Raw genomic sequence first — 14,041 nt, 5'->3', positions numbered from 1 at the left:
AATAAAGTATGGGATAATTTAAATATAGAGATTGACAGATCTCAGTTCTATAACAGGAGGAACAAAAATGAATAAAAAAGATAGAATTATGGACTTGATGCGTCGGGGAATTATCACCGAAGATGAAGCTTTGGAATTGCTTGATAAATCAAATCCTATGGCTGAAGAAGGCCAAAGCGAAAATAAAGAAAAATTTAATTATACAGATACAGAAGGATTTGTTAACCACGAGGTTGACTTTATGGACTCCTTCAAAGGTATCATGGACCAAATCGTGTCAAAAGGAAAAGTAGTATTTAAAGATGCTTCGAAAGCAATCGATGACAATATCGACTTCTCTAAAGGCTTTCCGAAAGTAAAATCAACAGTAAAAACTGTGGAAAAAGATATTGACGGCGACTTTCATTCCGTTAATTTAGACATTAAGGCAGGTAAAATTTCCGTTTATCCTGGTGAAAATGCTCATGTAAAAGCTGAATACAGAATTTACGGTGCAGTGGATCAAGAAAAAATTGATGAATATCTGGCTGAAAAAACAAAACTCGAAGTTAACGACGGCGTTTTAGAGATTACGACATCTGATAGCTTGCGTACAGCTGTTAATTTGGAACTTTACTTACCTGAAAAAGTGTATGAAACTTTTGATTTCAAGTTTGCACATGGGGATATTAAAGTAGAAAAAATAGCAGTGGATAACTTAGAGATTGATCAAGTCAATGGTGAAGTTGAACTTGTGGAAACAACCAACAAAGACATTAACGTAACTATTAAAAATGGTGAAATTAAAGTTTTAGATGGTTCAACAAATGTTTTGAAGTTGAATTCAGTCAATGGTAACATTCGAGTTACATCAGCTTTTGAAGATGGAGATGTCAACTTGGTTAATGGGAATATTCTCTTGACACAAAACCAAGATACACCAAGAAAATTAATGGTGAAAAATGTCAATGGTGATGTGAAACTTTCTGTACCAGAATATCTCGGTCTTGTTGGACATGTGCGTACAGTCTTTGGTGGCTATAAAACACGTTTGAACTTGGATAATCCTTTTGAAGCAAGTCGTAACGGTGCGGCAGTCGTTCGTACTGGTCCAGATACTTTAACCTTTGAACTCGAAACAAAATCAGGAACAATCTGGCTTAAAGATATTGACTAAGCAGAAATCCTTCCAAACTTTTTAGAAAGGAAAACATATGTCTAAAAGACAACTTACAAAATCATCGAGTAACCGTATGCTGACGGGGACCATAGCTGGCGTAGGCGAGTATTTTGGCTTAAGTCGTGATATAATTACACTAATGCGTATTTTGTATGTGTTCTTCGCTTTAGGAAGTTTTGGAACACTTGCACTTGTATATATCGTAGCGAGTTGGCTAATACCTAGCCCTCATTAATCATTCGAAGGACAGCTTCTAGAAAGGAAAGAAAATGTCTCAAAAACAATTAACAAAATCACCAAACAATCGAATGTTGACGGGTACGATTGCAGGTATCTGTGAATACTTTGGTTGGAGCCCTGATATCATTACTTTTGTACGGATCTTGTATGTCCTCTTAGCTTTCGGAAGTTGGGGAAGTCTTATTCCTGTATACTTTATTGCCAGTTGGATTATTCCAAGTGCTGGAAGTAATGCTGGGAGACAAAACTACCGCAGAACAAATGAAGAAAACTGGTCAAGCTATGCGGACCGTTGGCAAAGCAAATCTTCATCTCACTCATCTGGCCGTAAGATGAAAGAGGCTGAACCAGTTGAAGATGAGAAAAAAGATGACTGGTCAGATTTTTAAAAAATAATAATTCCGAATTTCCTAAACTCCTAATAATATAAATGAAAAAATTAAAACTGGACGTCCATCACGTCCAGTTTTTTAGCGAGATTTCACCGCTTGAGAGAGTTTTTATCTGACCATCTTCAAGGTGAACAATGAGTTGACCAGATGGTGTTAAGTCTACTGCGGTACCTCTATATAAGACTTTATTTTCCTCAAATTCTACTGTTTTCCCAAGAATGAAGGAATGAGTTTTATAAATTTCAAAGAAGTCTCTTTTAGAGAGCTGATGAAATTCTGACCAGATTTTGGCAACAAGCTCAGAGCGTGTTATTGTAGGAGTTTCTGTAAATAATGAGCTGGCTTTGTGAGCGATTGCTTCAGGAAATGTTGAAATATGAAAATTTATTCCGATGCCCAAGGCGACCTGCAAACTCGTATCTGGTTGGACTTGGGCCTCTGCGAGAATTCCTACAATTTTTTTATGATTGAGATAAATATCGTTAACCCATTTAATATCTACTTTCTTTGTGGTCAGTGTTTCAATTGCTGAAACGACAGCTGCAGCGGCAAGCAGTGTGTAATTAGGCAGAGTTCCCAAAGATCCGACAGGCTTTAAGAGGAGTGTCATATAGATACCTCCTTCAGGGCTGGCATAATATTCCCGCCCAAAACGGCCATAAATACCTGATTGTTTTTCAGACATATATAAAGTGTTGGCTTGACCATCAGCTTTAGCATCCAACTGTGTGGAGATGGATTCATCAAGGATTTTAACGTCGTTTAACCAAGGATTAGCATCTAAAATAATTTTTTTATCTAAAGGATCTTTCATTTAGGCAAAGTATATCAAAAATTCTCTTTTTGTGCTAAAATAAAGGAGTTACAATTTCCGATGGCGGGAGAAGACTCTCCAAGTGAGCAATCACTACCATTAAGCCTGTAACCGAAAAATACTTAAGAAGTAGGGGAAATAAAGAATGTCAGAAAAACGTCTATTCACATCAGAATCAGTTTCAGAAGGACATCCAGATAAGGTCGCTGACCAAATCTCGGATGCTATCCTTGATGCCATTGTGGCACAAGACCCAGATGCACACGTAGCCTGTGAAACAGTAGTTTACACAGGTACAGTTAATGTATTTGGGGAGATATCAACATCAGCTTATGTTGATATTGCTGGAGTGGTTCGTGAGACAATCAAAAATATTGGCTATACAGACAGTGAAAATGGATTTGACTACAAATCAGTCGGTGTCCATGTTTCACTTGTAGAGCAGTCACCAGATATTGCCCAAGGGGTAAACGAAGCAGAAGAAGTTCGTGGTAAAGATGGAAAAATCATTGATCCACTTGATCTTATCGGTGCTGGTGACCAAGGGATGATGTTTGGTTATGCAACCAACGAAACAGAAGAATATATGCCACTTGCGATTTCACTTAGCCATAAACTAGTGAAAAAATTATCAGACTTACGTAAGTCAGGTGATATCAGCTACCTTCGTCCAGATGCAAAATCACAAGTTACAGTAGAATATGATGAAGCAGGACAAGTTAAGCGTGTAGATACAGTGGTTATTTCAACACAACACGCAGCTGAAGCTACTAATGAAGAAATTCGCCGAGATGTCATTGAAAAAGTAATCAAGGAAGTTATTCCGGAAAATCTTCTTGATGATGAAACAAAATACTTTATTAATCCAACAGGTCGCTTTGTTATTGGTGGACCTCAAGGAGATTCTGGTTTGACTGGCCGTAAAATAATCGTAGACACTTATGGTGGGTACGCACCTCATGGTGGTGGTGCTTTCTCAGGTAAAGATGCCACAAAAGTTGACCGTTCAGCTTCATACGCAGCACGTTATGTTGCCAAAAATATTGTTGCTGCCGGTTTGGCAGATAAAGCTCAAGTCCAATTGTCTTATGCGATTGGTGTAGCTACACCAACCTCTGTAAATATTGAAACCTTTGGTACTGGAAAAGTTTCTGACGACATCTTATTGGCAGCTATCCGTCAAAACTTTGATTTGCGTCCGGCTGGTATCATCGAAATGCTAGATTTGCTCCGCCCAATTTATGGACAAACAGCCGCTTATGGTCATTTTGGTCGTACAGACATTGATCTTCCATGGGAACGTTTAGACAAGGTTGAAACACTTAAAGAATTGCTTTAAACAACAAAACTGTGTTATTATGCACAGTTTTTTTATTTTATAAAAATGCTATAAAGGACGTTATTACGCTATTGCTTTACTGGTTTTACTAATCATAATCTTTCATCTTTCGCTCTGCAGGATATCATGCTTTTAAAATCAAAATGTTAAAAAGTTGAAAGCGGTAAAATACTTAATTGAAACATATCCTAAAAAATGGTAAAATATAGGGAGTGTTTCTCTGCAAACACACATGAATTATAATCAAGCTATCTGCCTTATTGAATCGCGATAAGGCAGGTATGAATAAAAGGAGACAAATGAACGTCATATCACTCGTTCTGCTTGTCTTGTTGATTGTATTGGTTATTGCCTTTATTTTTTATGCCCAAAATATTAAGAAAAACAAGCAAGATGCTGAGAGTCTTTTTATGCAGGCAGAAAACAAGGCAAATGAGATAACGGCAAATGCACAGCGTGATGCTGCTCTTGTAAGAAAAGAAGCGGAAATCCTGAGGGACGAAGCAGAAGCATTCAAGAAAGAAGCGCGCTTTAATCTTCGCGAAGAAGAACAAAAGCAACGCCGTGAAATCGAAGATGAATTTAAGCAAGATCGTAAGGAGTTAAAAGAAACTGAACAACGCCTAAAACAACGTGAAGAAGTTCTAGACCGTAAGGATGATAAACTTACAAATAAAGAACGTAGCTTAGACTCTAAAGAGGAAGCGCTCTCTAAAAAAACTGATACACTCAATAAACGTGAGCAAGAACTTTTAGAAATTGAAGAAAAGAAACAAGAAGAATTAGAACGTATCGCTGCTTTAACAAAAGATGAAGCGAAAGAAATCATTCTTAGTGAAACCCGTGATGGTTTAACCAAAGAAATGGCACAGCTGATACGTTCAAGTGAAGAAAAAGCACATGCTGAAGCTGATAAACGTGCGAAAAACATTGTTTCACTTGCAATCCAACGTGTCTCTAGTGATTCGGTGGCTGAACAAACGGTATCAGTAGTTACTTTACCAGATGATGGCATGAAGGGACGGATTATCGGACGTGAAGGTCGGAATATCCGCACCTTTGAAGCCTTGACGGGTATCGACGTAATTATTGATGATACTCCAGAAGCTGTTGTATTATCTGGCTTTGATCCGATTAGACGTGAGATTGCACGAATGACCTTGGAGCAACTGGTTCAAGATGGTCGTATTCACCCTGCACGTATTGAGGAACTTGTTGAGAAAAATCGCAAAGCATTGGATCACAAGATGCGCGAGTATGGCGAACAAGCTGCCTTTGAAGTGGGAGCACATAACCTCCATCCAGATTTAATGAAAATCATGGGTCGCTTGCATTTCCGTACTTCTTATGGTCAAAATGTTCTTGACCATTCAGTTGAGGTGGCAAATGTTGCTGGAAACCTTGCTGGAGAGATGGGCGAAAATGTGAGTCTTGCAAAACGTGCCGGCTTCTTACATGATATCGGTAAAGCTCTGGATCATGAAGTTGAAGGTAGCCACGTCGAGATTGGTACAGAACTTGCACGTAAGTACAAGGAAAATCCAATCGTTATTAATACTATTGCGAGTCACCATGGAGATACAGAACCAAACAGTAATATTGCTACTTTGGTTGCTGCAGCTGATGCTTTAAGTGCAGCGCGTCCTGGGGCACGTCGTGAGTCGATTGAAAATTATATTAAACGACTGCGTGATTTGGAAAATATCTCAACAAGTTTTGACGGTGTTGAAAGTGCCTTTGCATTACAGGCAGGACGCGAAGTTCGTGTCATGGTTAAGCCAGAAAAGCTTACAGATGATCAAATCGTAATTCTTGCACGAGATGTGAAAAATCGTATTGAAGACGAGATGGATTATCCAGGAAATATTAAAGTTACAGTTATTCGTGAAACACGAGCTATTGACTATGCAAAATAAAAAGTACTCCCAGCAGTGCTTTTTATTTTGAGGAAGAATAAAAAAGTTATGTTACAATTAAATTAATTAAAGTTACTTTGTATTACGCGAAGTGGATATATAAGCCCAACTTTGCTAGAATAGATTGTAAACAATAAGTGAGGTTAAAAAGATGCCCGAACGTGGTTTATTAATTGTCTTTTCTGGTCCTTCGGGAGTAGGAAAAGGTACTGTCCGTGCGAAAATTTTTGAAAATGAAAATAACTTTGATTACTCTGTATCAATGACAACACGTGCACAACGCCCTGGTGAAGTAGATGGAAAAGATTATTATTTCCGCACACGTGAAGAGTTTGAAGAAATGATACGTAAAGGTGAGATGTTAGAGTATGCTGAATATGTCGGCAATTACTACGGTACACCTTTAACCTATGTCAATCAAACTTTAGATGAAGGTAAGGATGTATTTCTTGAAATCGAAGTGCAAGGAGCCTTGCAAGTTAAGGAGAAAGTACCAGATGGTGTATTTGTCTTCTTGACGCCCCCGGATTTGGAGGAGCTACGTGGTCGACTTGTTGGCCGTGGTACTGATAGTGCAGAAGTAATCAATAACCGGATGATGAAAGCAAAAGAAGAAATTCGCTTGATGAGTGAATACGACTATGCTGTTGTCAATGATAAGGTTGAACTTGCTGCAGAACGTGTCATCAAGATTATTGAGGCAGAACATTATCGTGTCGATCGTGTAATGGAGCGTTATGCACATATGATTGAGAAGTTAGACGAAGACGGTAAAAATTAAAAACAAGAGGCTTGAGATTTTAGCTGAAAGACGCTTAGGTTGTTTTAAATAAGAAGAACCCATTGGTGACTGAGATCCAATGAAACAGCGTACAGAAAAGAAAAGAGGAAACTGATATGATGTTAGAACCTTCAATTGACAAATTACTCCAACACGTGGATTCAAAATATTCACTCGTTGTTTTGGAAGCCAAACGTGCTCATGAATTGCGTGATGGCGAACGTCCTACAATGGAATTTAAATCTGTTAAACGTACATTACAAGCCTTGGAAGAAATCGCGGCAGGAACAGTAACGATTCACCCTTCGCCAGATGCTAAACGTGAAACATTGAAAGAAAAACGTGAATTAGAACGTCTTCAACAAAAAATGGCTGAAAAACTTATCCGCGAACAAATCGCGAAAGAAGAAGCCGAAGAAGAAGCAAAACAAAAAGGTAATCGTGCAGCTAAAGCAGCTGCAGCTGCAGCTGAATAAGAAATGGTACCAGCTTTCAAAGATTTATTTTATATAGAAAATCTTTGGAAGTTTTTCTTTATCCCAAATTCAGAGTTGACATTCGGTTAACTCTTTTTGCTATAATTAAATTATTATATTTAGATACAGAAAAAGTAAGCAGAGGAGAAAAATGTTCAAAAAAATAGCACGAATTATTGTAGATGTTCCTCTGATGCAGACAGACAAACCGTTCTCCTATGCTATTCCTACAGAATTGCAAGAGATGATTGAGCCAGGAATGCGCGTTCATGTTCCCTTTGGTAAAGGCAATCGGCTAGTTCAAGGAATTATTATTGAAAGTGTAGATGAGGAAGAAGAGGGACTCAAAGAAATAGCGGAATTGCTCGACTTAGAGCCTGTCTTGACAAAGGAACAACTCTGCTTGGCAGATGAAATGCGCCATACTGTCTTTTCTTACAAAATTTCTTGCCTTAAAGCCATGTTGCCTAATTTATTGAATTCAAGCTATGATAAGATTTTGACTAATCAAGAAGGCATTCAAACCAAATGGAGCGCGCTTAGTGAAAGTCAAAAAGTCCGAGCATTAAAAGATGTCAAGTCAGGAAAGTTATCCGTTAGCTACTCTGCAAAATCAAAAGAAAATAAGAAAACAGAAAAGTATTTAAAGGCTAATGCTAAATTGGCTACCTTTGAGATTGGCAAAGCGGCCAAAAAAAGAGCAGAATTGAAAGATTATCTTTTAAACCAAGAAGCAAGTGTGCGTCAAAAAGACTTACCATTTTCTTCGGCTATCATCAAGTATTTTATAGAAAATGAACTTGTTGAAGTGACTGAAAAAGAGATTTCAAGGACAGCGGCTGTTTTTGAAGCTGTCGTTCCTGATAAAGCAAAAGTTTTGAATAATGAGCAGCAACTTGCCTTTGAGGCAATTGTTTCTTCTGCAGAAAAGCCCTTTTTACTGGAGGGAATTACAGGATCAGGAAAGACAGAAATTTATTTACAGGTTATTGAACATTTTTTGGAAAAGGGACAAACTGCAATTATGCTGGTGCCTGAGATTTCTCTAACACCACAAATGTCTAATCGTTTTATTGCGCGCTTTGGGGGAAAAGTTGCGATTATGCATTCGGGACTTTCGGATGGTGAAAAATATGACGAATGGCGTAAGATAAAGGAAGGACGAGCTCAGGTTGTTGTGGGGGCGCGTTCCGCTATCTTCGCACCTTTAGAAAATATTGGGGTTATTATTATTGATGAGGAGCATGAAACAAGCTACAAGCAAGATTCAAGCCCACGTTACCATGCCAGAGATATTGCCTTATTACGTGCACAATATCATCATGCACGGTTAGTTCTCGGTTCAGCGACCCCTAGTCTCGAAAGCCGAGCACGTGCTCAGCGAAATGTTTATCATTTATTGACACTCACACATCGAGCTAATGACCAAGCTTTCCTACCTGAAGTTCAAATCGTAGATATGCGTAATAACCTTAGTGACAAGTCGGCCAATTTCTCAGATATTTTACTACAAAAAATTCGCGAAAAAATTGAGCGAAATGAACAAGTAATCTTGATGCTTAACCGTCGGGGTTATAGTTCTTTTGTGATGTGTAGAGATTGTGGTTTTGTTGTTGAATGCCCGAACTGTGATATTTCTTTGACCCTTCATATGGATACGAAAACTTTGAATTGCCATTATTGTGGTCATCAAGAGGGGATTCCACAAGCGTGTCCGAGCTGTCAAAGTCGAAAAATACGGTATTATGGCTCAGGTACGCAGAAGGTTCAAGAAGAATTAGAAAAACTTCTACCAGAAATCCGCATTTTACGTATGGATGTAGATACAACAAAAACAAAAAATGCCCATGAGAAAATTTTAAATAAGTTTGGTCATCATGAGGCAGATGTACTTTTAGGAACACAAATGATAGCGAAGGGACTGGATTTTCCTAATGTGACACTGGTCGGTGTGATTAATGCGGACACTGGTTTAAATCTCCCCGATTTTCGGGCAAGTGAGCGCAGTTTTCAGCTGCTCATGCAAGTTGCAGGACGTGCTGGGCGTGCGGATAAAAAAGGTGAAGTTATCATCCAAACATTTAATCCAGGTCACTATGCGGTTAAACTTGTTGCTGATCAAGATTATGAAGCCTTCTACCGTCAAGAGATGTATTACCGGCAACAACTTTCTTATCCGCCCTATTATTTTACGGTTCAGATCTTAGTTAGTCATAAGGATGAGGATACAGTTGCAAAAAAAGCTTATGAGATAGCAAGCATAATTAAGGTCAGTTTATCAGAGAAGGCTAAAATATTAGGACCAACTCCAAAACCTATTGCACGAACACATAATCTTTATCATTATCAGATACTGGTGAAGTATCGTTTTGAGGAGCAACTGGAAGAAGTCTTAAATCAGGTCCTTGATTTAACACAAAAACGTGAAAATAAAGATGTTAGAGTTCTTATCGATAGTGAACCCCAAAGTTTTGTATAAAAATGACAAGCTACTTGTCGTTTTTTTTGTGGAACATTGTCTGAATTTTATCAGGTTTTCATTGCTTACATTTTTAAAGTTAGCACTATATGTTGTGTTGTGTTATAATTAAAAATGCCTTTAACCACTACATGTTGTGTTTGTGCGTTGGGGCGATTTTGAACAAAAAAAGTGTGTTCATGAGCTCAATGAACCTTTTCAAATAGTATTCTGGGAGTAAGAATACAAAAAGTTAGGAAGGAAAAAATGGCAGTGTTAGTATTAGCTGGAACAATTGGAGCTGGCAAAAGTTCACTTACAGAGATGTTAGCAGAAGAGCTGGGAACAGAGGCGTTCTATGAGAGTGTAGATGATAATGAGGTTTTGCCTCTCTTTTATCAAGATCCACAAAAATATGCCTTCTTGTTGCAAATCTATTTTTTAAATAAGAGATTTGACTCGATTAAAAGAGCACTTTCGCATAACAATAACGTGCTTGATCGTTCAATTTATGAGGACAGTTTGCTTTTTCACCTGAATGCAGATTTGGGACGAGCAACAGAGATTGAAGTAGAGGTTTATGATGCTTTACTGGAAAATATGTTAGAGGAAATCAATACGCTAACTTTTAAAAAGCGCCCTGATTTATTGATTCATGTAAGTGTATCTTTTGAAAAAATGTTGGAACGTATCCAAAAAAGAGGACGCGAATTTGAACAATTGGAATACGATAGTTCATTGTATGGCTATTATCAAGAGTTAAACAAGCGTTACGAAAAATGGTTTGAGGATTTTGATATTTGTCCTAAAATTCAGATTGACGGCGATAAGTATGATTTTGTTGAGGATGAAGAAGCAAAATTGTTTGTCCTTGAACAAATTAAAGATAAACTCGCAGAAATTGAGAAGGAGAACAACAAATGAATCTGACTGTTTTCTTATCGGCTCGTGATGGGAAAAATCCGACACATTTATTACGTAGCAAGAAACTCGGTGAAGCGATAACGCGTTGTGGACATACCTTAGTTTATGGAGGTTCCCAAGAAGGATGTATGGGTGCTGTATCAGATGCGGTGCTAGAGAATAAAGGACAAGTTATTGCTGTTTACCCGGATGGGGTTTTGCCTTTAGAACCACCTCGCCAAAATGCAACAGAGCTCTATCTGGCCAAAAATATGGATGAACGCAAGCGCAAGTTGATTGATCTGGGCGAAGCTTTTATTATTTTGCCTGGAGGATTTGGGACAATGGAAGAAGTTTTTCAACTCTTGACAGAAATGAGTATTGGGCAAACAGCAATTCGCCCAGTTATTTTCATTGATAAAGACTTTTATCTTCCTTTATTTAATATGATTCAACAACAAACCCAAGAAGAAATGTTATCTTTAGAAGTTTTAGAAGCCGTTCATCTTGTTGAAACAACCGAACAAGCAATGGAGTTATTAGGAGATTTAAATTATGAACAAGCCATTTGAACAGGCAGTAAAAGTATATCTTGCAGCACCCTTTTTCAGCGAGAGTCAAATTCAAAAAGTGAAAAAATTAGAAGCAGCACTTGCAAGTAATGAAACAGTAGCGTCTTATTTTAGTCCGATGCGTTGCCAACGTCCAGAAGGATTAGCAGAGGATATTGAGCCATTTACACCAGTGTGGGCAAAAGCTACGATGGAAAACGATGTTAAAGAAGTTGAAGCTGCTGATGTGATTGTTGCCATCTTGGATTATGATGGCCAGGATACTGATTCGGGCACTGCATGGGAATTAGGCTATGCGATTGCGAAAGGCAAACCGACTTTCTTAGTACGTTTTGAGGAAGATGTACCGGGAAATATTATGCTCACAGAGCGAAATACCGCCTTCTTTACCGAAGCTGAGCAAGTAGAAACATATGATTTTATGGAAGCTCAAACTATACCTTATACCGGCAAATATATATAGTTATTATTTATTTTTTATTCATTTCGGGGCGAACAAATAACAAAAAGAGAGGTATTGATTTTCTCTCTTTTTTCTTTTTTATCGTAAAGAAGAGTTATGCTGAGTTGAAAGCCTATAATTAAGGGTATGAAAAGGAATAGGGAGTAAGAAAATGTTATAATAAAGGGCACACATTTTTTATAGGATAAGAAAAAATTTTTTATGAAAAATAAAAGAGGAGGATAAAGAGCACGAGTAACCTGTTCAAGGAAATTATCATGAACTTGAAATATTAAGAAAAAGGTTTAGACAACGTGTTAAAATAATACTATGACAAAAACGAAAATCATATTTATGGGGACACCTCAGTTTTCTCAAACGGTTTTGCAAGGATTAATTGATAGCCAACGTTATGATATTTTAGCTGTGGTGACGCAACCAGATCGTAAGGTGGGACGTAAGCAAGAACTTCGACAAACACCTGTAAAAGAGTTAGCATTGAAAGCTAACTTGAAAATTTTACAACCAGAGAAATTATCTGGTTCACCTGAAATGGAAGAATTGTTAGCCTTTGGCGCTCAAGGTGCAGGTATTGTAACGGCAGCCTTCGGACAATTTTTGCCGGGGAAATTGCTTGATGCAATGGCTTTTGCGGTAAATGTTCACGCGTCTTTATTGCCTAAATACCGTGGCGGAGCACCTATTCATTATGCAATTATGAATGGCGAAAAAGAAGCAGGCGTGACCATTATGGAGATGGTTAGAAAAATGGATGCAGGCGATATGGTTGCAAAAGCTTCTACTCCGATTTTAGAAGAAGATAATGTAGGTACAATGTTTGAAAAATTAGCTGTTGTCGGTCGTGACCTTCTTCTTGAAACACTCCCTCTCTATGTTGCAGGAGAAATCAAGCCAGAAGCACAGGATGAAACGCAAGCTACTTTTTCGCCAAACATTAGTCCTGAAGAAGAAAAAATAGACTGGACAAAAAATAATCGTCAAATCTTTAATCAGATTCGCGGTATGAATCCTTTCCCTGTGGCACATACCACATGGAATGAAGGGCGTTTCAAAATCTACAATAGTCGTCCCATTGACACAGACAAACACGGACAGCCTGGCGAAATCATTGACAAAACAAAAAAATCGCTCGTAGTGGCAACAGGTTCTGGTGCCTTAGAACTTTTAGAAGTACAGCCGGCTGGAAAGCCCAAAATGGATATTGTTAGTTTCCTCAATGGTTTAGGACAGAAAGTAAATATAGGTGATCAATTTGGCAAGTAATGCAAGACAAGTCGCACTCGATGTGCTTAACGATATTTTTGGGAATGATGCGTATGCGAATATCGCCTTAGATAGAACGTTACGTGAGGTACAACTTTCGGACTTAGATCGTAATTTTGTAACGGCTTTGGTCTATGGTGTAGTGTCCAAGGAAAAACTTTTGGAGTGGTATCTAGAGCCTTTCTTTAAAAAACAACCGAAACCTTGGGCCAAGATGCTTTTGATAATGACTATATATCAAATCCTTTTTATGGATAAAGTGCCAACTTCAGCTGCGGTTGATGAGGCTGTTAAGATAGCTAAACGTAAGGATGGACAGCAAGCAGGAAACTTTATTAATGCTGTTTTACGTAATTTTATGCGGTCAGAACGCCGAAATGAAGAACCAAAAACTTGGGAAATCAAATATTCTATGCCGAAACTTCTTTTGGATAAAATGGTACGTCAGTTTGGTGGGAAACGTACAGGAATGATTTTAGAGAGCTTAGAAAAACCAAGTAAAGCCAGTCTCAGAATAATTGATCCTCAAGTTACTATTCCTGACACAGTTCCTTCAGAACTCTCGCCGGTTGGCCGTGTGGCAGACCATGGTAATTTTGCTCATAGCCAAGCATTTATTGAAGGAAAAATGACCATTCAGGATGAGACAAGTCAGTTGGTAGCCCCACAACTTGATTTAACGGGAAGCGAGCGGGTTCTTGATGCCTGTGCTGCCCCAGGAGGTAAAACAACACATATCGCTCAATATCTTGATACAGGACATGTTACAGCCTGTGATTTATACGATCACAAGCTAAAGCTCATTGAAGACAATGCGGAACGTCAAGGCGTGTGGGAAAAAATTACGACAGTCAAAGCCGATGCAACACAATTAGAAGAACGTTTTGCAGATGATGAGGACTTTGACCGCATCTTGGTTGATGCACCGTGTTCGGGTATTGGTTTAATTCGTCGCAAACCTGATATTCGCTATCGTAAAGAAAGCTCTGATTTTCTTAATTTACAGGAAATCCAACTAAGAATATTGGACAGTGCTTCGAAAAAGCTGAAGAAAAATGGTATAATGGTTTACAGTACCTGCACAATTTTTGATGAAGAAAACTTTGAGGTAGTCAATAAGTTCCTTGAGGCTCATCCAGAATTTGAACAGGTTGAAATTTCGCACGAAAAAGAAGATATTGTCACAGACGGTTGTATTTTCATTACACCGGAAATGTACCATACAGATGGTTTCTTTATTGCGAAATTCAGAAAACTTTAATTCT

General features: G+C 38.2%; 14 protein-coding genes. 13 read left to right on the top strand and 1 reads right to left on the bottom strand.

Going from position 1 to position 14,041, the window contains the following annotated elements; all coding sequences use genetic code 11:
* The first annotated feature begins 67 nt into the window (after positions 1–67).
* The 3 genes from J0J35_RS07040 to J0J35_RS07030 are packed head-to-tail and all read left to right on the top strand — an operon-like array spanning position 68 to position 1,788.
* Positions 68–1,156, top strand: coding sequence for a DUF4097 domain-containing protein (locus J0J35_RS07040; RefSeq protein WP_017370546.1), 1,089 nt, complete (start codon positions 68–70; stop codon positions 1,154–1,156).
* A 37-nt stretch (positions 1,157–1,193) separates the two neighbouring features.
* The gene (locus J0J35_RS07035) at positions 1,194–1,394 is read left to right on the top strand and encodes a PspC domain-containing protein (RefSeq protein ID WP_017369124.1); all 201 of its coding nucleotides are present in this window, start codon (positions 1,194–1,196) and stop codon (positions 1,392–1,394) included.
* Between the two features lie 34 nt (positions 1,395–1,428).
* Entirely contained in the window at positions 1,429–1,788 is a 360-nt protein-coding gene (locus tag J0J35_RS07030) for a PspC domain-containing protein (RefSeq protein ID WP_017370547.1), read from the top strand.
* A 67-nt stretch (positions 1,789–1,855) separates the two neighbouring features.
* Here J0J35_RS07030 and J0J35_RS07025 read toward each other — a convergent pair whose 3' ends face one another.
* Positions 1,856–2,605 (bottom strand): biotin--[acetyl-CoA-carboxylase] ligase, encoded by a 750-nt coding sequence (locus tag J0J35_RS07025; protein WP_206916315.1) that lies wholly within the window; start codon positions 2,603–2,605, stop codon positions 1,856–1,858.
* A 145-nt stretch (positions 2,606–2,750) separates the two neighbouring features.
* Here J0J35_RS07025 and metK point away from each other — a divergent pair, with 145 nt between their 5' ends.
* The 10 genes from metK (at position 2,751) to rsmB (ending at position 14,037) form a co-directional block, all read left to right on the top strand.
* Complete coding sequence (metK, locus tag J0J35_RS07020) at positions 2,751–3,944, top strand: methionine adenosyltransferase (RefSeq protein WP_206916314.1); 1,194 nt, start codon at positions 2,751–2,753, stop codon at positions 3,942–3,944.
* Between the two features lie 299 nt (positions 3,945–4,243).
* Positions 4,244–5,860, top strand: coding sequence for a ribonuclease Y (gene rny / locus J0J35_RS07015; RefSeq protein ID WP_019294063.1), 1,617 nt, complete (start codon positions 4,244–4,246; stop codon positions 5,858–5,860).
* 151 nt (positions 5,861–6,011) lie between these two features.
* Positions 6,012–6,641, top strand: a complete 630-nt coding sequence (gmk, locus tag J0J35_RS07010; protein ID WP_017369120.1) for a guanylate kinase — start codon at positions 6,012–6,014, stop codon at positions 6,639–6,641.
* Positions 6,642–6,757: 116 nt separating this feature from the next.
* Complete coding sequence (gene rpoZ, locus J0J35_RS07005) at positions 6,758–7,117, top strand: DNA-directed RNA polymerase subunit omega (RefSeq protein WP_003133436.1); 360 nt, start codon at positions 6,758–6,760, stop codon at positions 7,115–7,117.
* Between the two features lie 151 nt (positions 7,118–7,268).
* Positions 7,269–9,596 (top strand): primosomal protein N', encoded by a 2,328-nt coding sequence (locus J0J35_RS07000; RefSeq protein ID WP_206916313.1) that lies wholly within the window; start codon positions 7,269–7,271, stop codon positions 9,594–9,596.
* A gap of 246 nt (positions 9,597–9,842) precedes the next feature.
* Positions 9,843–10,499, top strand: a complete 657-nt coding sequence (locus J0J35_RS06995; protein ID WP_019292455.1) for a deoxynucleoside kinase — start codon at positions 9,843–9,845, stop codon at positions 10,497–10,499.
* Positions 10,496–11,050 carry a TIGR00730 family Rossman fold protein gene (locus J0J35_RS06990; RefSeq protein ID WP_017370553.1) on the top strand — a complete coding sequence of 185 codons (555 nt, stop codon included), beginning with the start codon at positions 10,496–10,498 and terminating at the stop codon, positions 11,048–11,050. The genes J0J35_RS06995 and J0J35_RS06990 overlap by 4 nt, the downstream gene beginning before the upstream one ends.
* Positions 11,034–11,513 carry a nucleoside 2-deoxyribosyltransferase gene (locus J0J35_RS06985; protein ID WP_017370554.1) on the top strand — a complete coding sequence of 160 codons (480 nt, stop codon included), beginning with the start codon at positions 11,034–11,036 and terminating at the stop codon, positions 11,511–11,513. The genes J0J35_RS06990 and J0J35_RS06985 overlap by 17 nt, the downstream gene beginning before the upstream one ends.
* 309 nt (positions 11,514–11,822) lie before the next feature.
* On the top strand, positions 11,823–12,776 hold the full coding sequence (gene fmt, locus J0J35_RS06980; RefSeq protein WP_017370555.1) for a methionyl-tRNA formyltransferase: 954 nt from the start codon (positions 11,823–11,825) through the stop codon (positions 12,774–12,776).
* Positions 12,766–14,037, top strand: coding sequence for a 16S rRNA (cytosine(967)-C(5))-methyltransferase RsmB (rsmB, locus tag J0J35_RS06975; protein WP_017370556.1), 1,272 nt, complete (start codon positions 12,766–12,768; stop codon positions 14,035–14,037). The genes fmt and rsmB overlap by 11 nt, the downstream gene beginning before the upstream one ends.
* Positions 14,038–14,041: the final 4 nt, after the last annotated feature.

The organism is Lactococcus sp. LG606, assembly GCF_017309645.1.
GTDB lineage: Bacteria > Bacillota > Bacilli > Lactobacillales > Streptococcaceae > Lactococcus > Lactococcus petauri.
The sequence above is the reverse complement of the archived record's forward strand: the minus strand, read 5'-3'. Positions and strand labels throughout refer to the sequence as shown.